We start from the raw sequence: 23030 nt of genomic DNA, 5'->3' as shown, positions 1-23030 counted from the left end.
GACGGGGGCCGTTCGCTTTATGAAGTGTTGTCGTGGCCGAGCGTAGCCACATCCCACCGGGCCCTGTCCATCAACTCACCCCATCGGGTGAGGAGTTCAAGACGGGGAGGGGAGGGAGTTATTTCGGATCAGTCCTTTAGGTGCTGCCGGGGCGATCAGGGACCGGTGCGCTCGGGCCTGGCCCTGCCTCACCGGTCCCTGGCCCGTCAGGCTCCGGTCCCACCTGCGGCGACGTGCCCGACGAAGATCATCCAGGGGGCGGTGCCGAAGGCGACCGAGGGTGCCGCTCCACCGCTCGCCAATTCCTTGGAGTCGCGGACGTGGATGGCGGAGGGGGTGCTCGCTACTTCTACGCAGGCCTCGCCGTCTCCGCCGCTGTAACTGCTCTTGAACCAGGCCAGTTCGGTGTTCATGCCTCTCCTGCCAGTAGGCGTTGGATCAGATCCAATGATGCGTCGGTGTCGAGGGCCTGAGCCCGCAAGGCGCCGTAGCGGTGGCTCATGACGCTGACGTCCTCGGGCGAGGTCAGGAAGTAGCCGCCCTGCTGTCCTTCCACGTACCCCATGGTCTGGTGATCCGGCGTCTCCAGCAACGTCATGGATCCATCGATGCCGGCGTGGGACTCGCGGGCCTCCGGCATGATCTGGAGCTGCACGTTGTGCAGTTGGCTGAGCGAGGCAAGGTGCTTGAGCTGGCCCTCCCGTACGTTCCGGCCGCCGAGCATCCTCCGTACGGCGCACTCCTCCAGCACGAAGGTGAGTCGGCAGTACGGCTTACGAGTGTGCAAGCTCTGGGTCGCGAGTCGAGCCCGGACGTTCCGCTCGATGGCGTCGTCCTCAAGGCTCGGGCGACGCGACCGGAACGCTGCCCGTGCGTAATCCTCCGTCTGAAGCAGACCGTGCAGGAAATGCGTGACGTATACGTGCAACGCCAACGCCTTGGCCTGCAGATCCACGTAATCCTGAGCCCAAGCCGGATGGTCCCGTTCGGCGACATGCCTGGCGAGCTGCTTAAGCAGACCCTGCGCGCCCAGCGCGTCGTCCACCGCCGTGATGTACGCAGGCTGCGGCGGCCGCTCCGAGCGTTCCACCATCGCGATCATCGACTCCGAGTACGGGATACGCGCCGCGAGCTCGCCCCGCGATATCCCCCGCTGCTCCCTCAGGAAGCGCGACTGCTCGCCGAAGATCAGAAGGGCGGGCGGGGGGTGATCGTCGTGGGGCATCAGGCCTCCTCGTACGTACTTCGCACAGGCGCGGAGCGCGATCGCACGGATCGCACAACGGGCCTACCCCACCGCACTGTTGGGCCAATCCTCGGGCGGGGGTGAAGGCGCGGGCGGCAGCGTGGACGTATGACGAAGAACATGCGGCTGCTCCCGTGGAAGACGCCCGAAGGGAAGCCGTGCTACCTGTCCAGCGACGGTGACGGGACGCTGGCGCGGCTGGCCGACGAGGTCGAGGCCGTGCAGCTAAACCTGGGCGAGGAACTACTGGGCCACGCCCGCAAGATGCTGGGGGAGCCGGACGTGCCGGCGGAGGAGTTCCGCTTCCTGAGCGCGCGGCTGGCGGAGGCGCTGGATGATGCGCTGAGGGTGGCGGGGAGGGTGGGGGAGTCTTCGCTCAGGGAGTCGCCCGGAGAGGTGAGTCCTGGCCTAGATCTGCCAATTCCGGCTCGGGCGGGGGGATGTGACGGTGGCGGTGCCTCCTGACCTGCGTAAATCCGCTTCGGCCCCCTTGTGTATCGGCGCGATTGGCAGATGTCGGCCACCGGCACCCCGTCGCCGAAAATCCGTGGCACCGCTCACCGGCATCGGGGATGCTTCGCGCGATGACCAGAATCGATGACACGCCGCCCGCGTGGGACGAGCGCACGCAGCTGACCACGTTTCTCGACTACGCCCGCGACACCGTCCGCGCCAAGTGCGAGGGTGTATCCGAGGAGAACGCCCGCAAGTCGCTCCTGCCCGGCTCACCGCTGATGACCCTGAGCGGACTGGTCAACCACCTCCGCTGGGTCGAGTTCTACTGGTTCCGGATCGTCTTCCTCGGCGAGGAGGACCGGGGCCCCTGGACCGAGGAGGACCCTGACCGCGAGATGCGTATCGCGGTCGACTTCCCGATCGGGCAGCTGCTCGACGAGTACGCCGAACAGAGCGCGCGCTACCGCGAGTTGGTCGCCGGGACCGCCCTGGACAAGCGGGCTCAGCGAGCCGTCCGCGACGGCGTGCACGTAGACCTGCGCTGGATCCTCCTCCACCTCATGGAGGAAACCGCCCGCCACAACGGCCACCTGGACATCCTGCGTGAGCTGCTCGACGGCGCGACCGGGGACTAGGGCTACTCGGCACCGAGGACCCGCGCCCACCTGCGGCGACGCGGCATCGTTGTCCGTAACGCCGTGGAACGGCTCGTGATCGAGGACATCGCCGCCGCCACGAACCCTCTCCACGGCGGGCGGATGTCCCCGTTCACCGAGGACTCGTGGCACGTACGCATCGGGAGGATCGCGAACTGGGCCGGGGTGCTGCGACTCGCGGCCCGGGCAGGCGGCTGGGCACTCCAGCCGGTCGCCGGACTTCGCCCTCCGAGACCTGCCGGCATGGCCGAACTGCTGTCTGGCATCTACGCCATCGGTGAGCAAGGGGAAATCTGGATGCAGCAGCTCCTGAAGGGCAAACTGCCACCAGAGCGCGAGATCGCGAAGGCCGAGGGCTTCCTCACCGGGCCTGGGTCCATCGAGGACCTTGCGCTCTTTTTCTACGACTGAAAGGCCATCTCTTCACCGTCATCGCCGTGCCCATATGACGGCCAGGCCGCGCCACTGTTTGAGCTGCTGGAACTCGTGAGTCACCCGGGCCGTGGGTCTGTCCGCTGGATGGCCTTGGTGGTTCACTCTTGCCCTTGGGGGCGGACCGCGTCCGGTTCGGGGTGAGCGGAAGGTGCCACGGGGTGGATTCTGGGGCCTTGTTGGGGGAGCGGTACCGGCTGACGGAGCGGCTGGGGCGTGGCGGGATGGGGGAGGTGTGGGCGGCGCTCGACGAGCAGTTGCACCGTGATGTGGCGGTGAAGGTCGTGCTCGCGACATTGGGCGGCGACCCGGAGCTGACCGCGTCGCTGAGACGCGAGGCACTTACGGTTGCCGCGCTCCAGCATCCCGGTATCACGGTGGTCCACGACATCGGTGAGGCCGACGGTCATCCGTACTTCGTCATGGAGCGGCTGGAAGGCCGTACGTTCGCCGACCTGCTCGTCGAACACCCTGGGGGGCTTGCCCCGGACCGTGCGGCGGCGTTGATGATCCAGGTCGCCGAGGCACTGGACTACGCGCACGGCAAGGGCGTGGTGCACCGGGACATCAAGCCCGCCAACCTGATGCACCTTGCACGGGGCACGACGAAGATCCTGGACTTCGGGATCGCCAGCTACGCGAAGCTCACCGCACACGTCAGCGCGATCGACACCGGCATGGGCTCCGCCCCGTTCATACCGCCCGAACAGTGGATCGGCGAGAAGACCACACCCCGCTGCGACATGTACGCCTTCGGCGTGACCCTGCACGTCCTGCTGACCGGTACCTATCCTTTCCCCGGCCCGACCTTCGCCGCCTGGGTGCGCCAGCACCTGGAGGTCGAACCACCCCACATCCCCGGGATACCCGAGCAACTCGCCGACCTCGTCCAGCAGCTGCTCGCCAAGGACCCCGCGAAACGGCCGTCGGCGACGCAGGCTGCCCTGGTCCTCGACGAGATCCGGAAACACTGCCCCGCCGCCTACGCCCCGACCGTGCCGGTCCCCCCGGAGCCCCGGGACCAGCGCCCCGCTGCCGATGTCCCGACCGTAAGGGGACCTGTGTCGGTGTCATCGGGACCGGGGGGTCCGCAAGCGCAGCCGATCGGCCCCGACCAGTTTGCCGAGGCGAGCGTCCCCAGGACCCCGGTGATTGTGCCCGCTCTGGTCTTCGGGGCTCTCTTTCTGGGGGGAAGCGTCCCGTTGGCTGCAGCTATGACGCCCCCCGCCTCCAAGCCCACCAGCCTCGGAGATCTCCTGGCCTCGGTGGTCGTCATTGGAGGCTGCGCGCTCTTCGGACTCTTCAATTTCGTGGGCGGCTTCATCGGGCCGCTGCTCTGGAAGAAGTCCGCAGCGGTGGACTCGCGCGGGGTGACGGTGGTCGTGCGGCGGGGGAGGTCGAGAGTGCAGACTCGGATCCCGTGGACGGACATCGCCCGGCTCTCGATCGTCAACGCCAAGTTGCACGGCAGGGAGATGCGCATGGGCAGTGTTACGGGCAGGCCGAAAGATGCCGTTGTCATTCAGTACGCCCCTGGAGCGGCAGAGCCCGAGGTCACGGTGACCGGAAGATCCAGCGGGAGAGCGAAACGACTGGTCAGGCCCCGGATATTCGACCGGACCGAGAGATTTGATCTGACGGATTGTCAATATCTCTTCAGGCGCTCAGAGTTCAAGGAGGATACGTTCGGCTGGAAAGACGTGTACGACCTCCTCGAGAAGAGCGACCGGTACTGCACCGAAAAGGACTTCTGGAGCGCGGTGCGCAAGCGGTAGGCCTGGCTGCCCTGGCTGTTGGCTGGTTGCTGTCGCGCGCATGTGCGGGCTGTGTGGTGCTGGCTACTCTGTGGCAGCAGTTACCGACGGGCTGGAGGGGCGGGTTCGTGGATCCGGCGATGGCCGCACTGGCGAGTACGGCAGGGACGACTTTGGTCACTGCGCTGACCACCGAGGCGTGGCAACGTGTGAGGGAGGCGGTGTCGTCGTTGTGGCGGCGGGCCGAACCGGGGCGGGCCGAGGCGATCTCCGCCGAGCTTGAGGCGACCCGGGCGGATCTGCTCGCCGCACAGGCGGGCGGCGACGTCGAATCCCGGACAGAGCTGGGCGCGGAGTGGCAGGGCCGCATCCGGCGGTTCCTGGCGACGCATCCCGAAGAGGCCGAGGCGCTGCGCGAGTTGATCGGCGAGTTGCAGCCACTGGCGCCCGCCGATCAGTCGGTGACGCAACACGCCACCGCCTCCGGGCAGGCCCGGGTCTACCAGGCGGGCCGCGACCAGCACATCCATCAGCCATGAGCGGCGGCAACGACGCGCGGGCTGATGGGCATGGCCGTGTCTATCAGGCGTCGGGCGACCAGCACATCATCGGGCACCACCACCAGATAGACCGCCTGCGGGCTGCTGTTGAGCCAGACGTGGGCTGCCTCCCCCCACGGTAAAGCGCCCGCAATTATGAAGAAGGAGCTCCTGTGCCCAAACGTGTCATATCGATCGCCGCGCTGGTCATCGCCGCCGCGATCGGCATTGGCGGTTGTTCGGTCAACGGCTCGGACGCGGCCAAGACGTCCCGTGCGGACTCGTCGGCAAGCGCTGGCTCTTCCGTCGGCGATGATGCGTCCAAGACGGCCGATCCCACGCCGGACAAACCGGCGAAGGAAAGTCCGAGCGCGCCGAAGACGGAGCGGCCGTCCGGCCCCGCGGTGACGCTGGCCCACGAGGACTCCTACAAGTCGGTCTACAACATGACCGCCGATCAGGTAGCGACCTTCACCGGCATCGAGGTCCGGTCCGGCAACCTCGATCGGATCGTCCAGACGATGAGCGAGACCGCGCGCTGGAAGGCCCAGAAGCCGACAGCCAAGTACGCCGATCTGATCGCCACCGCCGCCGACCGCGAGAACAACAGCCTGCGTCGAGCGGTACGTGCGGTGATCCAGGATCCGTCCGCTCGGGTCCAGATCTACGTCTCACACAACCGGTACGCCACGATCGCGCACATCGGAATCACGCACAACAACTGAAACCCCGGGAGCGACCGGCTCCCGGTCGGGGCCGCTCCAGTGAGCGACGACACGCGTCAGGGCGCGCTGCGCTACAGACTCCCCGGCGGCGAAGCGTTCCTCGGGGAGCCGCCGCATGTGCCCCGGGCCTCGGCGGCTCGCCCGTGCGGGCGAGCGCGGCGCGCTGATCCTTCTGCGGCCCAGCTACCGCAACCTCAAGCCCCGGCCCGGCCCGGCGAATGCCTGCTCAAGCCCACCCGCCGGCTCATCGAGTCCTCGCGCGAGCACGTTCGGAGCCCCCGATGCATCGGAGCCCCCGATGCGTCGGCGCCGGCGACTGCGGACTGTGTCGACCTCGGAGGCTGAGTTGTTGATCAGCGCCCGTTGTCGACCAACAGCTGAGAGCTGAGGGTGTCGTACGCCCATTGCTCCCACTTGGCCGGTGGCCACGCGCGGTCGCGGGTGAGGACCAGGAAGAGCTCTGGGCTGAGGACGGCGTAGATGATGTCCGCCGCTTCTTCGACGGGAATGGCGGGGCGGGCGCCTGGCTTCTTGGTCAGGGACTTCGCCACTGTAGAGATCACCGTGTACCGCGGGTCTGCCTGATCCGGCCACAGCTCCCGGATCTCCGGGTTGGTCGCTGTCGCGGCGCGGACCATCTCGTTGATGGCCGCGACGCGTTCGAGTGTCCCGCGGGTGGCGGCGACCAGTGCGGCCAGTGCGGACTCGGCGGCAGGCGCGTCCATGACCTCCATGAACCAGGGCCGATCCATCGTCGGCACGGGTTCGTCGTCGCCCGCGATCGCGACGTCGACAAGTTCCTTGAGCAGCGAGGGCTTGTTGCGGAAGACGAAGTAGATGGTCTGCACCGCCACCCCTGCCCGGTCGGCGATCTCCTGCAGTTTTGTCGCCCCGTAGCCCTGCTCGACGAAGAGCGTGCCGGCCGCCTCGATGATCCGGCGCCGTGTCTCCTGAGCCTTGCGGCCCTGCTTCCCCTTGCCCTCACCCATGACTGGAGTCTATAACTAGAGGTGAACTCTAGAGCTGAACTCTAGAGGTGAGGTGAACTCTAAGTGTTGGAGGCAAGCCGTGCACACGATCGCCAACCGACAGCAGGCAGAGGCATGGAACGGCTGGGAAGGCGTCCTCTGGGCCGAACGCCCCGAGCGTTACAACGGGATGTTGAGCGCGTTCAACGCACCCCTCTTCGCCGCCGCGGACGTCGCGGCTCAGGACCGGGTTCTCGACGTCGGCTGCGGCACCGGCCAGACGACGCGCCTCGCAGCACGACGGGCGTACGACGGAAACGTCGTGGGGATCGACCTGTCCGCGCCGATGCTGGAACGCGCCCGCCGTGACGCGGCCGCGGAAGATCTCGACAACGTCACCTTCGAGCAGGGCGACGCACAGGTGCATCCATTCCCCGACCAGGGATTCGATGTCCTCATCAGCCGCGGCGGTGTCATGTTCTTCGCCGACCACGTCGCCGCCTTCACCCATCTCGGGCACGCGCTCGTGCCCGCCGGCCGCCTCGCGTTCCTCGGCCCGCAGCCCGCGGGCCCGGACAGCGCCTACGCCCGCGCGACCGCCGCACTCTCGCCGTTCCTGCGCGAGGCGTCCCCCGCCTCCACGGGTATGGGGTCGCTGCTCGACCCGGCGCACATCCGCCGAGTGCTCGCCGCCGGCGGGTTCACCGACATCGAGGTGACTCCGGTCGAGGCGCCCATGACCTTGGGAGCCGACGCGGGCGACGCCGCCGACTTCCTCTTCTCCATGGGGCCGACGCGCCACAACCTGCGCAATGTCGACCCGACGACCGTCACCCGTATCCGTGCCGAAGTGCACGACGCCCTCACGGAGTTCGAGACCGTAGAGGGTGTCCGCATCCCTGGGGCGGTCTGGATCGTCACGGCGGTGCGTGAGCGCAGCTCTTCGAGTAAGTGACGCATCCCCCTTGGACCCAGGCAACGCTCGCTTCGCCGCGGCCATCGACACCGGTCACCCCGCGGCGGATGGTGCCGGCCCGGGTTGATCGGCGGGGCGCGCCGCCTCGCCTCAGGGGCGGCGCCGACGGCAATGTTCGCGCGACCCCGTTGACATGCCTATTAGTAATACCTCTAATGATCCCCAACTCGCGTCGAAGGGTCAGGAGGATCGGGTGGGCGCCTCTCTCAAGGGCAAGGTCGCGTTGGTCACCGGGAGCAGTCGGGGTATAGGCCGGGCGGTTGCCCAGCGGCTCGCGGCCGAGGGGGCGACCGTCGTGGTGACCGCGCGGTCCAAGGCCCCGATGCCGTCCGCGAGAGCGGGCCAGAACCAGGTGGTTTCCGGGAGCCTCGACGAGACGATCGAGGTGATCGAGGCCGCCGGAGGGCGGGCGCTGAGCCTTACCGCGAACCTGGAGGACCCGGGCGAGCGGGACGAGCTGATCGGCCGTGTCGTCGAGCTCGCGGGCGGGATCGACATCCTCGTCAACAACGCCGGCTTCGCCGACTACGCGCGGGTCGAGGACATGTCGTTCGACACCTTCGACCGCACCGTCGACCACTACTTGCGCGCCCCCTTCGCCCTCGCCAAGGCCGCGATCCCGCACATGCGGGCGCGCGGCGCCGGGTGGATCGTCAACATCGGCTCCGTGACCGGGGTGAGCCCGCGGCGCCCGTTCCCCGACGCCAGCCTGGTGAGGGGCGGCGACGTCGTGTACGCCTCGACAAAGGCCGCGGTGCACCGGTTCAGCCAGGGCCTCGCCGCCGAGCTGCTGGGTGACAAAATCGCCGTGAACTGTGTCGCGCCGTCCACGGCGATCTCGACACCGGGCGCCGCGTCGCTCATCCCGGACGGCTACGAGACCGAACCGGTCGAGTATTTGGCGCAGACGGTCCTCGAAATGTGCCGGGAGCCCGCCTCCGAGCGAACCGGACTCGTCGCGTTCAGCCTCCACTACCCCTGGCACCACGGTCTTGAGGTGCGGAGTCTCGACGGCCGGACCGTTCTCCCGCGCCGCGAGCCGCCGCAGTTCGCCAACCCGAACATCAACCCCTCGGGCCTGTAGCGGCCTGAGTGGGCGGGTGCCGGGGAGGGTTTGGCAGTTTTCGGCCATTCGGGCAGGGGGTTGGCGGCCGTAACCTGCCAATCTCCTCCCTCAGACGCGCGGGAGTACGCGTTCCGGGATCTCCGTCGTCTCTCGTAGCGTTCCTCGGCGGCGGGCTGCCGCCATTCTCGCGGCCTGTTCGGCTACGGGTAGGAGGTCGGTCGGGGAGCTGCCCGACTCCGGCGGCGTCATCCGGCGGCCCATCGCGGCGAGGTCCGTGGCAAGGGCCCGGGGGAAGGCCTCCGGCGGCAGGAACCAGGACGCCGCCCCCGCCACGTCGACCTGGTGCAGCAGGCCCTCGGCGGTGAAGTGCAGGCGGTAGCCGAGGTACAGGTCGTTCTCGTCGAAGAGGAGTGAGCCCGTCACCCGGCCGCGTCGTGCCCGTGCCCACTCCGCCGGCTTCGTTGCGGCCGGCGGCAGGACGGACATGCGGCCGGTGCAGGCCGCGTAACCGTCGGCCTCCACGCCGGCCTCCGTGTAGCGGCCGGTCGGGGTGAGGGTGACCGGGCCGGGTTCCGTTCCGAGGCGGAACTCAAGGCGGCCGTCGCCGCCCGCCTCCCCTTCCGCTACGTGGCGTCGGTGGAGTTCCGCGTAGCGCGCCGTCGAGGCGGCGGCGGTTTCGATCTGCTGGGCGACCACAGTTACGTGCGCGGACGCGTTCCCCGCGAGCAGGATCTCGGCGACGGCCAGGGCGTCGTCCCCGCCTCCCGCCACGATCCAGCTGTCCGCCGCCGTCGCCTGGACCTTCCCCTGCGCCACCTCGTCGCCGAAGCAGAAGCGGCCCCGGCCGTGCGCGAGGGCGTGACGGAAGCCGACGAGCGCGCGCAGGGCGGCGACGGGCGCGGCGAGTGGATCATGCGGGCTGGGCGCGGTGGGTGCGGCCGGCGCGAGGCCATGCGCCTCCAGCGTTGCCAGAACCGCCTCCTCTCCGCCCCCGCGCGTCAAGACGTCCATCAAGGCGATGCGCACCTGGGACGTCGCGGCGCCCTGGGAGATCAGGTGGCTCATCAGCACGTCCGTCACGCGTTCGAGGGAGTGCAGGCCGTGGCACCCGGGCACCACCTGCGACGGGAGGCCCTGGGCGACGACGGGGATGCCGTCCACCTCCAGCATCAGCGGCTCGCCCTTGTTCGGGTGGATGACCGCGACCAGCTTCCGTTCCATGTTCAGGGCGATGTACGCGCCGCCGTCGATGGTCGGGCCCTGCACGGCGAGGTGGTCCAGCCATACGCGTACGGCGAGGGCGGGCACCCGTTCGGCGGGGGCGGCGTACTTGTACGGGTCGAAGCCGTGACGATCCAACTCCCGCAGCATGTCGGCGGATTGGGCGAGGCGGGCGTCTGGCTCGCTGTGGTGGAACAGGTCGCCGGACGCGCTCACGAGGAGGGCTCCGTCGGGCCGGGCGAGTACGGCGGGGCCGCCGCCGATCATGACGGGGACGGGGCGGGTGGCGTCCAGCGCGGAGTGCGTGGTGCCGTCGTTCTCCGGCGCGTTCTCGGGCAAGTTCTCGGACAAGTTCTCGGACAAGGTGATGCTCCTCCCGGCCCGGAGGGCCTTCGGGTCGTGTGAGGTGCACCCGATCTGATCGGGCACAGGATGTCGGGTGCGGCGGTGTGGCCGCCGCCTAGCGTGGTGGTCAGGAAAGAGGAAGGGAAAGGAAGGAAGGGGACCGCTCGTGCTGGAGCGTCTCAACCAGGCCCTGGACCACATCGAGGGCCGTCTCGACCAGGACATCGACGTGGCCGGGCTGGCGCGCATCGCGGCCACCTCGGAGTACCACCTGCGCCGCCTGTTCTCCGCGCTCGCGGGGATGCCGCTGTCGGAGTACGTACGCCGCCGCCGGCTCACCGTCGCCGGTGCCGAAGTGCTCGCCGGGCGTGAGCCCTTGCTGGAGATCGCGGTGCGGTACGGCTACGGGTCGGGGGAGGCGTTCGCGCGGGCGTTCCGCGCGATGCACGGGGTGGGGCCGGGGGAGGCGCGGCGCGAGGGCGCGGCGCTCGTGGCGCAGCCCCGGTTGACCTTCCGCCTCACCGTCGAAGGGAGAAGCAGTATGCGATACCGAGTGGTGGACAGGCCCGAGTTCGACGTCGTCGGGCTCAAGGCCCGGGTGCCGCTGGTGCACTTGGGGCCCAACCAGGCGATCATCGACTTCGTCCGCGCGATCGAACCGGCGACGACGGAACGCCTGGTGAAGCTGTCGGACCAGGAGCCGCGTGGGATCGTCGCGGTCTGCGACGACCTGGACCCGAGCCGGGCCGAAGGCACTGAACTCGACTACTACCACGGGGTGATCACCTCGGGGGAGGCGTCCGAAGGGGACGCGGTTCTTACTGTCCCGGCGGGGACTTGGGCGGTGTTCGAGACGTCCGGGCCGGCGCCGCAGGCGATTCAGGAACTGTGGCGGGACGTGTTCACGCAGTGGTTCCCGTCCAACCCGTACCGGAGCCGGCCGGGCCCGGAGATCCTGCGTACGCGTCTGTCGGCGGACAGGGCGGAGGCGGAGGCTGAGCTTTGGCTTCCGGTGGAACGGGAGGGGGAGTGAGGCGTACGCCTATGCCTCCGCCTGTGCCTGTGCCTGTCGGCCTCGGGCGATGTAGGCGCGCAGGTTGGCGCGGGGGTCGGAGGGGTGGGCCCGCTTCTTGTTGAGTTCTTCGGCGTACCTGATGCCGGAGAGCAGCCACTCGCGCATCTGAGTGACGGCGGCGCTTCTCGCGCGGGCCATACGGGCTCGCCCTTCTTCGGGGTCGTCGGCGTCGGCGGCGGCAGCCAGCTCGCGGAGCAGGTCCTGCTGCCAGCCTCCGACCCGGTCGAGGGCGTACATCTCGCCCTGCGAGGACCCCATGTTCTGCAGGTAGACCAGCGTCCGCCCCTCGTCCATGGTCAGGGGGTGCTCGACGGTGACCCAGCCGGTGACCACTTCTGCGGCGTACTCGGCCAGCTCTTCGTCGGTCATCTCATGGGCAGGGGTGGGGAGTTGTGAGGGGGCGTCGTTCATGACCGCGACCTTATCGTCGATCAGACGATAAAGGCAAGGGTGGGTCGGTAGGCTGCGCTGCGGGGAAATGGGAGGCTGAAGCGCAGATGCCGGTCGGTGAGTTCCTGAGGATGGTTCCGGGCGCGCAGGTCGTGCTGGACGAAGTGGTCGCATCGGACCCCGAGTTCTACGGGCCCTGGGCGTGGGGGAGTGTCGACGACAGTCTGGAATTCCTGCTCCAGGCGTTCTCCAGGCCTGTGTTGCTGCCCCTGCTGAGGGCCGGCGCCGAGGCCGACGAGGCGGCCGTTCGGGCCTGCTTCGCGTACGTCGAATTCCTGGTGTCCGACCCGAATGCCTGTCTCGAAAGCTCCGTCTACTTCGGGATCCTGGAGCAGTTCCTGGAAAGCCGGGAGGTACTGGTGCGGGCTTGGCGGCACAGCCTTCCGGTGACGCGCGAGAAGCTCGCGGCGATGCTGGAGCACTATCCGGCGACGTACCGCGAGCTCCGGGAGTCGGGGGATCTCGGGTGACCGGGGCTCGTGTCGGCAGGGGGCAGATTCCCGGGCTGTTCTTGCGTACCGTTCCAGAGGCGCGGGGCGGGATCGAGGCGCAGGCGGGGCTGCCCGCCGAGGCGGCCGTGGCGCGGAGCGAGGAGTGGTTCGACCTCTACGACTTCCTGCGCGAGGTCGTCTACCGCGGGCTCGTCCGGCCCGCGCTGCGCACCCCCGCTGCCGAGCGTGATGCCGAACTCCTCGGCCGCTGCGCGTGGTTCGCGGAGGAGCTGTTCGTCAACTCCACCGAGACCGTCGCCTCCGCCGCGTTCTTCCAGCTCGTCGAGCCGCTCTACGCGAGTGAGGACCTGCTCGTCGCCGCGATTCCGCTGATGCTGCCGCGCACGCTGCATGTGGCGCTGGAGGACCTCGACGTGGACCGCCTCACTCCTGGTGCGCGGGCCGATTTGGCCCCCTACCTGACCTGACGTGATGCCACCCGGTCGCTACACGACGCACGACCGGCCCAAAGGTTGTACGGGCTTTGCCAATTGGTCATGTGAGAAGCGACTCGCGTGGGGTGCGTGATGCTTTGGTGACGGGATCCGCTGGGGCATGTACGGGGAGTGACCGCTTCCCTTTGACCCGAGTGAGGGACGGACAGCATGGGTGTCGGCCAGCAACCTCAGCCGCGCGCGGCGGACATGCGGCACCATGCCGCCGGATTCGTCGTGCGGGCCACCGCGCGGCACCGGCTTCCCCTCGACTTCACCGTCGCCAGCCTCCGCGTCGCGGACTTCCTCGTCGACGGCCTGCGGAAGGGGGCTTCGGAGCGGGCGTCCGTCGCGGGAGTTCTTTTCGGGATCGGCGCGTATGTAGGGGAGGTGCTCGTGCGGCGGGCCGGGGCCGTGTGGGTCGAGTTCGACGACGCCCAGCGTGCCTACTTCGGGCAGCCCGTCGGCGTACGGATGCCCGACGAGCGTGTGTGGAACCCCCTCGGCAAAGTCGTCAACCGCTTCGAACTCGGACGCGAGGAATCCCTCCACACCTTCTACCTGACCCTTCACGGGCGGGGCCGGGCCTGCGCGGCCCTGTGACATTTCCGTGGGTCCCGGCGCTGATGACTTAGGGGGCGTATACGCGATGACCTGTGTGCGCCCGGGGAGCGGTACGAGAACGTACGAAAAGGACGACGGTTGGGCCAGGGTGGGGAGCCTCGTCGCGCGCACGCGAGCGACGAGGAGCTGGGCACGGCCGTGGCGCGGGCGCAGGAAGGTGACGAGGCCGCCTTCGCGGTCGCGTACCGGCTTGTCCAGCCCGGACTCGTCGGTTATCTGCGCGGCCTCGTCGGTGACGAGGCCGAGGACGTCGCCGCCGACGCCTGGCTGGAGATCGCCCGCGACCTCGGACGCTTCCGCGGGGACGGCGCCGGGTTCCGCGGCTGGACCGCCACCATCGCCCGGCACCGCGCCTTCGACCTGCTGCGCCGCCAGAAGTCCCGCCCCCGCCCCTCGGGACTCGAAGCGGACATGCTCGAACTCCCCGGCACCCACAGCACGTCCGACCAGGCCCTCGAAACCCTCTCCACCGAGCAGGCGCTCACCTTGATCGGCGGTCTCCCGCGCGACCAGGCCGAGGCCGTGCTCCTGCGCGTCGTCGTCGGGCTCGACGGGCCGTCCGCCGCCCGCGTGCTCGGCAAGCGCCCCGGCGCCGTACGTACCGCCGCGTACCGGGGCCTGAAGCGGCTCGCGACGCAGCTCGGCGCGCGAAGTGTGACGGAAGACGGCCCCACGACGCTGGGGGAGTCGAGATGACTGAAAAACCACCTGTGCGCGAGAACGGGCCGGCCGGCCCGCGGGGTGCCGGAGGCTTCGAGGACCTGCTCGCCGACGCGGTACGTGCCGCGGCCCTGCGCGGCGGCGTCGCGGAGGCCGGGGAAGCCGAGGAGAGGGCCGTCGCCGCGTTCCGCGAGGCGCGCGCCCAGGGCGCGCACGCCGCCAGGACGCGGCGCCGCGACGACTGGCGCCCGCGCCCGCGCGGCCTCGCCCGCTGGTCGCTGCGCACCAGCCTCGGCGCGCTCGTCGCCGGCGTGGCCCTCGGCGGCGTCGCCGTGGCCGGGATCGGTGTCGTCAGCGACGCCCGGGGCGGCGGCAGTGAACAGAGCCCCGCGCCCCGGCGGAGCGCCGCCGCTACTCCGGCGCCGACCGGACCCGGCGAGAAGATCAAGCCATCCGACGGGCAGGCGCCCCAGTCGGGGAAGGGCGTGCGCGGCCGTTCCGGGGGACACCCGGAGCACGCCCGCGACCTCGCCGCCAAGTGCCACGCGTACGACTCCGTACGGGCCCGGGGCAAGGCCCTCGACTCCCGCGCCTGGCGCCGCTTCCTCGAGGCGGCGGGAGGCGAGGCCGGGGTGGACGTGTACTGCCGGGACATGGGCAAGGGCAAGGACAAGGGCGGCGGCAAGAGTGACCGCGGAGGCGGCGGTGACCGGGGTGGCGGTGGTGACCCGGGCGGCGGAAAAGCCGCCGGTCACCGGCACGGCCACGCCGGCCCCAAGCCGAGCCGGGGCAAGAGCGCGGAGAAGCAGGCGGGCGGGGAGAGTTCGGCCGGGGCAGACCCCAAGCCGTAGCCGAGGCCGACCCCAAGACGTAAGAGAGACGTGACCTGCGGCTTGAGTCTGGCCTGAGCCGGGGGCGGGCTGCGCCCACACGCCCCTCAAGTGGCTCCCCGTACGCCCCCCAAAGGGCTCCGCCGGGACGACCGGGGCCGCCACCCCCCACAGGAGAGGCCCCGGCCGTCGCGCGGTACGGGCCGCGCGGCGGCCCGTACTTTCTTCAGCGCCGCGCGTGCCGTTTGTGTCACACCGAGTTGTGTCACGCGCTAGTTGCGACTTGTACAAACGTGGACGGGGAGCGGTATCAGGCCGTAGCGTGCTGATTCGCGCCGGTGAGCGGCGCGGGGTTAAGCACAAGGGTGGCGCAGTGCTGGGGGACGACGCGGAACTGACGGCCGCGGTGCATTCGGCGCAGGACGGGGACGAGACCGCGTTCCGGACTGTGTACCGCGCCGTGCACCCGCGCCTGCTCGGGTACGTACGGACGCTGGTCGGCGAGCCGGACGCGGAGGACGTCGCGTCCGAGGCGTGGCTGCAGATCGCCCGCGACCTCGACCGGTTCAGCGGCGACGCCGACCGCTTCCGCGGCTGGGCGGCACGCATAGCGCGCAACCGCGCTCTCGACCACATACGGATGCGGGGACGCCGGCCCGCCATAGGCGGCGACGAGACCGAGCTCACCGGCCGACCCGCGACCTGTGACACCGCCGACGAGGCCATGGAAGCCCTCGCCACCGGTGACACCCTCGCGCTCATAGCCCAGCTTCCGCAGGACCAGGCCGAGGCCGTCGTCCTGCGCGTCGTCGTCGGGCTCGACGCGAAGAGCGCCGCCCAGACCCTCGGCAAGCGGCCGGGCGCCGTCAGGACCGCCGCGCACCGCGGCCTCAAGCGCCTCGCGGAGCTGATCGGCGCGGAGACTTCGCAGTGTGCGGAAACTTCGCAACTGCAGACGGTACGGCCGGAGTGCGACGAGGCGCTCGGCGCCGTACCGCTCCCAAGGGAAGCGCGCGGGCACGCGGTGTCGTCCGCCGGTGTGACGCATTCGCTTATGCGGACGCAGAAGGACATGTGATGGCGGACGAGCAGAACAAGTGGCTGGACCGGGACGCGGCCGAGCGTCTGCTGCGCGGGGAGCCGCTGGAAGCCGCCGACGCAGCCACCCTCGCCCGTGCCGAACGCCTGGCCCGCACGCTTGACGCACTCGCCGTGACCCGGGACGACGGCGGTGAACTGCCGGGCGAGGCCGCCGCGATGGCCGCGTTCCGCGAGGCCCGAGGCGCCGCCGCGAAGCACGCTGCCGCACCCCTGAGGGGCGTCGCCCCCGCCGCCGACGCCCGCCGCGGAGACAGCCGCGCGCAGCACGTCGGGGCCCACGCCGGTACGGCGCCGCTCACCCTCGCCTCCGTCTCGCCGCTGCGCGGTTCCGCGGGCCGCGAGAACGACGCGAACGCGAATACCGCAACGGCGTTGGGTACGGACTTTGACGTGCGTGCCGGTTCCGACGTCGGCAGCGTGCGGATCGGGCGGCCCGCCGCGCGCCCCGTCCGCTGGGGCCGACCCGTGCGCCTCGGCATGGCCGCCGCGCTCGCTGGCTGCATGATCGGCGGTGTCGCCGTCGCGGCCGGAACCGGAGTGCTCCCTTCGCCGTTCGGCAAGCGGGACGAACCGGCGCCCGCCGCCAGCGTCTCGGCCGCCGCCACCCCGGAGCAGCCCGAGCCCTCCGCGTCGCCCGACACCTCGAAGGCCGACGGCGGGCGCCTGGACGGGGAGTTGGCCGGCGAGGGTTCGCAGGAGCCCGGCAGCGGCACCCCGACCAAGGAAGACGCGGCGGGTGTGCCGGACTCGCGGGCCACCCTGCCCGGCACCGGCGTCCGTACGCCCGGCGTCCCGGGCACCGACGCATCGGGACAGGGGCTCGGCGGCGCCTGCCGCGCCTACCGTGACGGCACCCTCAGCGCCGCCCAGACGCAGCGCCTCAAGGACACCGCGAAGCGGATCGCCGCCCGCAAGCAGGACCGTGACCTCGACCGGTTCTGCGCGAACGTCCTCGAAGGGAACGGCGCCGGGAACGGGAACGCGAACGGCGGCAACGAGGGCGGCGACGGGAACGGCAACAAGGACGACGGCAACGGCGGCGGCCAGGGCGGCCAGGGCGGCGACGGGGACAACGCGAACGGCGGCCAGAACACCGGCGCCGGCTTCGCGGCGATACCGACGGCCACCTGGAGCGCCGCGACCCCGGGCGCCCCGGAGAGGACCCTGCCGACGACGCAGTCCCCGTCCGCGTCCCCGTCCCCGTCCCCCTCCGCATTGGCGTCCGAGTCGGCCTCGGCGTCCCCCTCGGCGACGACTTCGGCCTCCTACAGTGCGGGTCCGACAGCCCCCTGACCTGCACGGAAAAAATTTTCTGCTCAGGGTGTGACGTTTTTGGTCGACCAAGCGCAGTACCAAGTGAGCCGACTGGTCATCGGCCGTGCACGAGCCGAGGTTCCCCCCGTACCTTCGGCTCTGTGCCCCTGGCGCGGGCGGGACACGTTCCCCCGGTCCCGCCCGCGCCCTTTCTCCCGACCCACACGCTGAGCGTCACCAGTAGACGACCACCTTGTCGCCCGTCCGCACCTGCGCGAACAGCGACGCGATCTTCCCCTCGTCCCGTACGTTGACGCAGCCGTGCGACGCACCGCTGTAGCCCCGGGCCGCGAAGTCCGCCGAGTAGTGCACGGCCTGGCCGCCGCTGAAGAACATCGCGTACGGCATGGGCGTGTGGTAGATCGTCGACACGTGGTGACGGGACTTCCAGTACACGTGGAACGTGCCCTCGCGGGTCGGCGTGAACTGCGAGCCGAACCGCACGTCCGTCGTCAGCCGCGCCTTCCCGTCGATCATCCACGTCAGCGTTCGGCTCTTCTTGCTGATGCACAGGGCGCGGCCCGTCATACAGCGCGGGTCCGGCTTCGCCGCCGGCTGCCCGCCGGACGCGTACAGCTCGTCGCGCGTCGGGGTGTGCGTCATCGCCACGAGCCGCGCCCACGTCACCGCGTCCGTGACCCCCGTGCGCGGCAGCCCCCGCTTGCCCTGGAAACCGGAGACGGCCTTGGCGGTCGCCGGGCCGTACGTCCCGGTCGGCCCCACGGAGAGCCACGCCACCTGCCGCAGCCGCGCCTGGAGTTCGCGTACGCGCTTGCCGGTGTTGCCCGGGGCCATGAGGACTTTCGGGGGCGGCGTGGGCTTGACCGAGGGGGTCGAGGTCGGGGCGGGCTCTTTCGCGTCGCCCGAATCCGAACCGGAACCCGAGGCCGCCGGCCCCGGTGCCGACCCACTCACGCTCACCGGCGGCACCTTCCCCCCGCCCCCGGTCGCCTCCACCCGGCAGCCGCCGACCAGGGCGATCGCCCCGACGACGGCCAGTGACGCACGTATGACGGTCGAACGCATCAGGACCCCCGAGCCTCGCGCTTTATCCGTTGTGTCGTGGAAGATGCCTTCCCGCGCGCGTCCGGTTGCGAACTCGGGCCTGTTGCCGCGCATGGTGAGATGCGGGAACACGCGGCGCGGCCTGTGAGCAAGGTCCCAGCCTGCCGCTCTCCACCGCGGGCAGACCCGCCGCTACAGTCCGTCGCGAGGGCCGGACCCGACTGGTGAGCAACACTTGAGCTGGAGGCACAACCATGGCGCGCGAATCCGAGTCGGGACTGCCCATCGAGCCGGTCTACGGCCCTGATTCGCTGGCGGGCTGGGACGCGGCCGAGAAGCTGGGCGAGCCGGGCAAGTACCCGTTCACGCGGGGCGTGTACCCGTCGATGTACACCGGCCGCCCGTGGACTATGCGCCAGTACGCGGGCTTCGGCACCGCCGTGGAGTCCAACGCCCGGTACAAGCAGCTCATCGCCAACGGCACGATGGGCCTGTCCGTCGCCTTCGACCTGCCCACCCAGATGGGCCACGACTCCGACGCGCCCATCGCGTCCGGCGAGGTCGGCAAGGTCGGTGTGGCCATCGACTCGATCGACGACATGCGGATCCTGTTCGGCGGCATCCCGCTGGACAAGGTGTCCACGTCGATGACGATCAACGCGCCGGCCGCGCTGCTCCTGCTCATGTACCAGCTCGTCGGCGAGGAACAGGGCGTTCCGGCGGAGCAGCTGACGGGCACGATCCAGAACGACGTGCTGAAGGAGTACATCGCGCGCGGCACGTACATCTTCCCGCCGAAGCCGTCGCTCCGGCTGATCGCGGACATCTTCAAGTACTGCAAGGCCGAGATCCCGAAGTGGAACACCATCTCGATCTCCGGCTACCACATGGCCGAGGCCGGGGCCTCGCCCGCGCAGGAGATCGCGTTCACGCTCGCGGACGGCATCGAGTACGTGCGCACGGCCGTCGCGGCCGGCATGGACGTCGACGACTTCGCGCCGCGCCTGTCGTTCTTCTTCGTGGCCCGTACGACGATCCTGGAGGAGGTCGCCAAGTTCCGTGCGGCCAGGCGTATTTGGGCCCGCGTCATGAAGGAGGAGTTCGGCGCGAAGAACCCCAAGTCGCTGATGCTCCGCTTCCACACGCAGACGGCGGGCGTGCAGCTCACCGCGCAGCAGCCCGAGGTCAACCTCGTCCGCGTCGCCGTCCAGGGCCTGGGCGCGGTGCTCGGCGGGACGCAGTCGCTGCACACGAACTCGTTCGACGAGGCCATCGCGCTGCCGACCGACAAGTCCGCGCGCCTCGCCCTGCGCACCCAGCAGGTCCTGGCCTACGAGACCGACGTGACCGCCACCGTGGACCCGTTCGCCGGGTCGTACGTCGTCGAGAAGATGACCGACGACGTGGAGGCCGCGGCCCTCGAACTCATGGGCAAGGTCGAGAACCTGGGCGGCGCGGTCAACGCGATCGAGCACGGTTTCCAGAAGAACGAGATCGAGCGCTCCGCGTACCGGATCGCGCAGGAGACCGACTCCGGCGAGCGCGTCGTGGTCGGCGTCAACCGCTACCAGCTCGACGCCGAAGAGCCGTACGAGCCGCTGCGCGTCGACCCGGCGATCGAGGCGCAGCAGGCGGAGCGGCTCGCGCGGCTGCGCGCCGAGCGGGACCAGGAGGCCGTGGACACGGCGCTCGCCGCGCTGCGGAAGGCGGCCGAGGGCGAGGACAACGTCCTCTACCCGATGAAGGACGCGCTGCGTGCGCGCGCCACCGTCGGCGAGGTCTGCAACGCGCTGCGGGACGTGTGGGGCACGTACATCCCGACCGACGCGTTCTGAGACGAATTACACAGGAGTTGGCCAGGCCTTCCGCCCGGGAGTGTCGTACTTGCGTGCGACACTCCCTTTCATGCTCGGTGTCATCAATCTCCCCACTTATCTCGCGGGGCTGGTCCTGATCGTCCTGCTCCCCGGACCCAACTCGCTGTACGTGCTCTCCGTGGCCGCCCGCAAGGGCATACGCACCGGATACGCGGCCGCCGCGGGCGTCTTCACCGGGGATACGATCCTGATGACACTGGCCGCGCTCGGCGCCGCCTCCGTACTCCAGACGACCCCGCTGCTCTTCCTCGTCGTGAAGTACGCGGGCGCGGGCTACCTGAGCTACATGGCGTACGGCATGATCCGCTCCGCCTACGCGATGTGGAAGCAGCGCGGCGAGCCGGCCGACGCCCCGGCCGAGACCCAGCCGGTCGCCGCCGGCGCCGAGGAGCGCCCGTACCGCCGGGCCCTGATCGTCAGCCTCTTCAACCCGAAGGCGATCCTCTTCCTGATCTCCTTCTTCGTGCAGTTCGTGGACCCGCACTACGCCTACCCGGCGCTGTCCTTCCTGGTCCTCGGCGGCCTGCTCCAGACCGCGAGCTTCCTCTACCTCTCCACCCTGATCTTCAGCGGCACCCGCCTGGCCGACGCCTTCCGCCGCCGCAAGCGCCTCTCGGCGGGCGCCACGACAGCCGCCGGCCTCCTGTTCCTGGGCTTCGCGGTGAAGCTGTCGCTGGCGTAGGGCGGCTACCCGCGAGCCCGTCGTATGGCTCGGGTCACCACAGGCGGGAGCAGGTCGGCCGCCAGGCGGCGGGTTCGGCTTCGAGGCGCGGGGCGCGTCGGGGTCGGGACCTGTTCGGGCGCTCGGGGCGGCACTTCCGCCTGGTCTGTCGGGTCCGACTGGTGGCGTGAGTGGGGGAACGCCGGAGGCCTGACCCCCTTCGACTTCGTGCGGATCAGGCGGTGGCCCGCCGCCTCCTGGACGCTCAGGGTGATGTCGTCGCGGTCCCTGAGCATTGCGAGGAGCTCTTCCTGGAGGGGTTCCGGGTCGGCCCAAGTCGCGTACAGCTTCTGGGTGCTCAGGCACAGGGGGCGCAGGCCGCGATTGAGGACCGCCTCCCATGCCGCGACGGAAACGCCCGGGGTGTGTTCCGAGCGGAAGTCGTCGAGGACCACGATGCCGGACGGGCCGAGCAGTTCGCGGGCCGCGGTGATGTCGCCGTACACATGCTCGTAGAGGTGTGAGGCGTCGATGTGCATGAAGCGGCAGGTGCGCGGGGCGACCTCCGTGGTGATCACGGAGCTGGGGCCCTGGACGACCTTCGGCAGGCCGTCGTGGAACGCGAGGTAGTTCTCCTCGAAGGCCCGCCGGGTCAGTGAGCCGTACGACTTGGTGGCCTCGGCCCGGTTCGCGTCGTCCGGGGCGTCGCCCTCGAACAGGTCGCAGACGGTGAACTTCTCGGAGTCCTGGAGATGGTGGCCGAGCAGTACCGCGCTCTTGCCGAGGTAGACGCCGAGTTCCAGGAGGTCGCCGTGGACCCCCTGCCGTGCCTGCCCTTCGAGGAACCAGGTGAACAGGAGTTGGTCGAGCGGGGGAAACCAGCCGGGGACGTCGTCGAGGACGACGGGACGCCGGGCGGTGTGGTGCACAGCAGTCATGGAACGCGAACCTACGAGCTGTTTTCGGACAGGGTCAAGGCGCTCGCGGATCGCATCCGCCAATCGATGAGCAAACGCCCACTCGCATGAATCCTCAGTGAAGTCTCGTCGAAATCGGGGCCAGCCGTTTGCGAAGGAAGGGTCCCAGAGGCTTCTCGATGAAGTGGTTGAGGAGCCAGGCAAGCGTCAGCATCGCGGCCACCGTCAGCACGAAGGTCGCCGTCGACGGCAGGCCCAGGTCGCGGTGGAGGAGGGTGATCGTCACCCAGCCCAGATGCTCGTGCACCAGGTAGAACGGGTACGTCAGAGCGCCCGCGACCGTCAGCCAGCGCCAGTTCACCCGGTTCAGGAACCCCAGCGCGATCGCGCCCACCGCCACGTACCCGAGCGTCACGATCAGGATGATCGTGGTCGACGAGCGGTACGAGAAGAAGTGCGGGTCCGGCGCGTGCCACAGGCGGGACACCGCGTAGTGCTGGCCGATCAGCCAGCTCACGAGGACGATGCCCCAGGCCGTCATGTCACGCCGGTCGAGGTGGAGGAGGTAGAGGCCGACACCGCCGATGAAGAACGGCGCGTACTCCGGCATCAGGACGACGTTCAGGGCCGGCTCGCCGGACGCCTGGGTGATGGCCGCCGCGAGCGTCCACACCGCGCAGAACAGCACGATCCGGCGCCGGTTCGCGCCCGGCAGGACGACGCACAGGGCGAACAGCGCGTAGAAGCGGACCTCGGCCCACAGCGTCCAGCACACACCGAGGACCCGGTGCACACCGAGCGGCTGCTGCAGCATCGTCAGGTTGAGCAGCGCCTCACTAGGCGAGACCGCCTTGTACGCGACCACCGGCAGCGCGAACACCGCCGTCACGAGGATCACCGCCGCCCAGTACGAGGGCAGCAGCCGGGACGCGCGCGACGCGAAGAACACCCGCAGGGGCTTGCCCCAGCCGCTCATGCAGATCACGAAGCCGCTGATGACGAAGAAGACCTGCACCCCGAGACAGCCGTACGCGAACCACTGGTGCAGCGAGGGGAACTGGACCTTCGGCGAGGTGCCCCACGCCCGGGACACCTCGCCGTCCCGGCCGCCGTAGTGGTACGCCGCGACCATCAGGGCGGCTATCAGACGCAGGCCGTCGAGCGCCCGAAGGCGGGGTGCGTGGCCGGTGCGCACTGGCGGACTGGC

General features: G+C 70.0%; 26 protein-coding genes. 18 read left to right on the top strand and 8 right to left on the bottom strand.

What is annotated here, in order from left to right; genetic code table 11:
• Positions 1-206: 206 nt before the first annotated feature.
• Positions 207-413 (bottom strand): DUF397 domain-containing protein, encoded by a 207-nt coding sequence (locus tag ABZ893_RS32200; RefSeq protein ID WP_361411102.1) that lies wholly within the window; start codon positions 411-413, stop codon positions 207-209.
• On the bottom strand, positions 410-1225 hold the full coding sequence (locus tag ABZ893_RS32195) for a helix-turn-helix transcriptional regulator (RefSeq protein ID WP_361411099.1): 816 nt from the start codon (positions 1223-1225) through the stop codon (positions 410-412). Before ABZ893_RS32195 ends, ABZ893_RS32200 begins: the two co-directional genes overlap by 4 nt.
• Before the next feature lie 129 nt (positions 1226-1354).
• Between ABZ893_RS32195 and ABZ893_RS32190 the strand changes: the two genes are divergently transcribed.
• From ABZ893_RS32190 to ABZ893_RS32165, 6 genes are all read left to right on the top strand, one after another.
• Positions 1355-1711 carry a hypothetical protein gene (locus tag ABZ893_RS32190; RefSeq protein ID WP_361411096.1) on the top strand — a complete coding sequence of 119 codons (357 nt, stop codon included), beginning with the start codon at positions 1355-1357 and terminating at the stop codon, positions 1709-1711.
• Positions 1712-1830: 119 nt separating this feature from the next.
• Positions 1831-2337 carry a DinB family protein gene (locus ABZ893_RS32185; RefSeq protein WP_361411093.1) on the top strand — a complete coding sequence of 169 codons (507 nt, stop codon included), beginning with the start codon at positions 1831-1833 and terminating at the stop codon, positions 2335-2337.
• A gap of 63 nt (positions 2338-2400) precedes the next feature.
• The gene (locus ABZ893_RS32180; RefSeq protein WP_361411090.1) at positions 2401-2769 is read left to right on the top strand and encodes a hypothetical protein; all 369 of its coding nucleotides are present in this window, start codon (positions 2401-2403) and stop codon (positions 2767-2769) included.
• A 161-nt stretch (positions 2770-2930) separates the two neighbouring features.
• Entirely contained in the window at positions 2931-4565 is a 1635-nt protein-coding gene (locus tag ABZ893_RS32175) for a protein kinase (RefSeq protein WP_361411209.1), read from the top strand.
• Positions 4566-4672: 107 nt separating this feature from the next.
• Positions 4673-5083 (top strand): hypothetical protein, encoded by a 411-nt coding sequence (locus tag ABZ893_RS32170; protein ID WP_361411087.1) that lies wholly within the window; start codon positions 4673-4675, stop codon positions 5081-5083.
• Between the two features lie 173 nt (positions 5084-5256).
• Positions 5257-5808, top strand: a complete 552-nt coding sequence (locus ABZ893_RS32165) for a hypothetical protein (RefSeq protein WP_361411084.1) — start codon at positions 5257-5259, stop codon at positions 5806-5808.
• Between the two features lie 353 nt (positions 5809-6161).
• Here the strand turns inward: ABZ893_RS32165 and ABZ893_RS32160 are convergent, their stop codons facing one another.
• Complete coding sequence (locus ABZ893_RS32160; RefSeq protein ID WP_361411081.1) at positions 6162-6797, bottom strand: TetR/AcrR family transcriptional regulator; 636 nt, start codon at positions 6795-6797, stop codon at positions 6162-6164.
• Between the two features lie 79 nt (positions 6798-6876).
• On the opposite strand from ABZ893_RS32160, the gene ABZ893_RS32155 reads away from it, so the two are divergent.
• Entirely contained in the window at positions 6877-7731 is an 855-nt protein-coding gene (locus tag ABZ893_RS32155) for a methyltransferase domain-containing protein (protein WP_361411078.1), read from the top strand.
• 214 nt (positions 7732-7945) lie between these two features.
• Positions 7946-8836 carry an SDR family NAD(P)-dependent oxidoreductase gene (locus ABZ893_RS32150; protein ID WP_361411075.1) on the top strand — a complete coding sequence of 297 codons (891 nt, stop codon included), beginning with the start codon at positions 7946-7948 and terminating at the stop codon, positions 8834-8836.
• 90 nt (positions 8837-8926) lie between these two features.
• Here ABZ893_RS32150 and ABZ893_RS32145 read toward each other — a convergent pair whose 3' ends face one another.
• Entirely contained in the window at positions 8927-10402 is a 1476-nt protein-coding gene (locus ABZ893_RS32145) for a hypothetical protein (protein ID WP_361411072.1), read from the bottom strand.
• A gap of 148 nt (positions 10403-10550) precedes the next feature.
• Here ABZ893_RS32145 and ABZ893_RS32140 point away from each other — a divergent pair, with 148 nt between their 5' ends.
• Positions 10551-11417: an AraC family transcriptional regulator gene (locus ABZ893_RS32140; protein ID WP_361411069.1), complete on the top strand. Its 867-nt coding sequence runs from the start codon at positions 10551-10553 to the stop codon at positions 11415-11417.
• 9 nt (positions 11418-11426) lie between these two features.
• Here ABZ893_RS32140 and ABZ893_RS32135 read toward each other — a convergent pair whose 3' ends face one another.
• A complete protein-coding gene (locus tag ABZ893_RS32135; protein WP_361411066.1) occupies positions 11427-11870 on the bottom strand; it encodes a hypothetical protein in 444 nt (147 codons plus the stop codon).
• A gap of 86 nt (positions 11871-11956) precedes the next feature.
• Between ABZ893_RS32135 and ABZ893_RS32130 the strand changes: the two genes are divergently transcribed.
• From ABZ893_RS32130 to ABZ893_RS32100, 7 genes are all read left to right on the top strand, one after another.
• Positions 11957-12379, top strand: a complete 423-nt coding sequence (locus ABZ893_RS32130) for a hypothetical protein (RefSeq protein WP_361411063.1) — start codon at positions 11957-11959, stop codon at positions 12377-12379.
• 41 nt (positions 12380-12420) lie between these two features.
• Complete coding sequence (locus tag ABZ893_RS32125) at positions 12421-12828, top strand: hypothetical protein (RefSeq protein ID WP_361411060.1); 408 nt, start codon at positions 12421-12423, stop codon at positions 12826-12828.
• Between the two features lie 177 nt (positions 12829-13005).
• Entirely contained in the window at positions 13006-13437 is a 432-nt protein-coding gene (locus ABZ893_RS32120; protein WP_361411057.1) for a hypothetical protein, read from the top strand.
• Between the two features lie 99 nt (positions 13438-13536).
• Positions 13537-14154 (top strand): RNA polymerase sigma factor, encoded by a 618-nt coding sequence (locus ABZ893_RS32115; RefSeq protein ID WP_361411054.1) that lies wholly within the window; start codon positions 13537-13539, stop codon positions 14152-14154.
• Positions 14151-14969 (top strand): hypothetical protein, encoded by an 819-nt coding sequence (locus ABZ893_RS32110; protein WP_361411052.1) that lies wholly within the window; start codon positions 14151-14153, stop codon positions 14967-14969. The genes ABZ893_RS32115 and ABZ893_RS32110 overlap by 4 nt, the downstream gene beginning before the upstream one ends.
• 352 nt (positions 14970-15321) lie before the next feature.
• Positions 15322-16026, top strand: coding sequence for an RNA polymerase sigma factor (locus ABZ893_RS32105; RefSeq protein WP_361411050.1), 705 nt, complete (start codon positions 15322-15324; stop codon positions 16024-16026).
• Positions 16026-17342: a hypothetical protein gene (locus tag ABZ893_RS32100; RefSeq protein WP_361411047.1), complete on the top strand. Its 1317-nt coding sequence runs from the start codon at positions 16026-16028 to the stop codon at positions 17340-17342. Before ABZ893_RS32105 ends, ABZ893_RS32100 begins: the two co-directional genes overlap by 1 nt.
• 195 nt (positions 17343-17537) lie before the next feature.
• Here ABZ893_RS32100 and ABZ893_RS32095 read toward each other — a convergent pair whose 3' ends face one another.
• Positions 17538-18389 carry a L,D-transpeptidase family protein gene (locus ABZ893_RS32095; RefSeq protein WP_361411044.1) on the bottom strand — a complete coding sequence of 284 codons (852 nt, stop codon included), beginning with the start codon at positions 18387-18389 and terminating at the stop codon, positions 17538-17540.
• Between the two features lie 233 nt (positions 18390-18622).
• On the opposite strand from ABZ893_RS32095, the gene ABZ893_RS32090 reads away from it, so the two are divergent.
• Both ABZ893_RS32090 and leuE read left to right on the top strand, forming a co-directional pair.
• Positions 18623-20203, top strand: coding sequence for a methylmalonyl-CoA mutase family protein (locus tag ABZ893_RS32090; protein WP_361411041.1), 1581 nt, complete (start codon positions 18623-18625; stop codon positions 20201-20203).
• A gap of 70 nt (positions 20204-20273) precedes the next feature.
• The gene (gene leuE / locus ABZ893_RS32085) at positions 20274-20927 is read left to right on the top strand and encodes a leucine efflux protein LeuE (RefSeq protein WP_361411038.1); all 654 of its coding nucleotides are present in this window, start codon (positions 20274-20276) and stop codon (positions 20925-20927) included.
• Between the two features lie 5 nt (positions 20928-20932).
• On the opposite strand, the gene ABZ893_RS32080 is transcribed toward leuE, so the two are convergent.
• Together ABZ893_RS32080 and ABZ893_RS32075 are read right to left on the bottom strand one after the other, a co-directional pair.
• Entirely contained in the window at positions 20933-21844 is a 912-nt protein-coding gene (locus ABZ893_RS32080; protein ID WP_361411035.1) for a class I SAM-dependent methyltransferase, read from the bottom strand.
• Between the two features lie 94 nt (positions 21845-21938).
• The gene (locus ABZ893_RS32075) at positions 21939-23018 is read right to left on the bottom strand and encodes an acyltransferase (RefSeq protein WP_361411207.1); all 1080 of its coding nucleotides are present in this window, start codon (positions 23016-23018) and stop codon (positions 21939-21941) included.
• Positions 23019-23030 lie beyond the last annotated feature (12 nt).

The organism is Streptomyces sp. NPDC046821 (assembly GCF_040645335.1).
Lineage (GTDB): Bacteria > Actinomycetota > Actinomycetes > Streptomycetales > Streptomycetaceae > Streptomyces.
The sequence above is the reverse complement of the archived record's forward strand: the minus strand, read 5'-3'. Positions and strand labels throughout refer to the sequence as shown.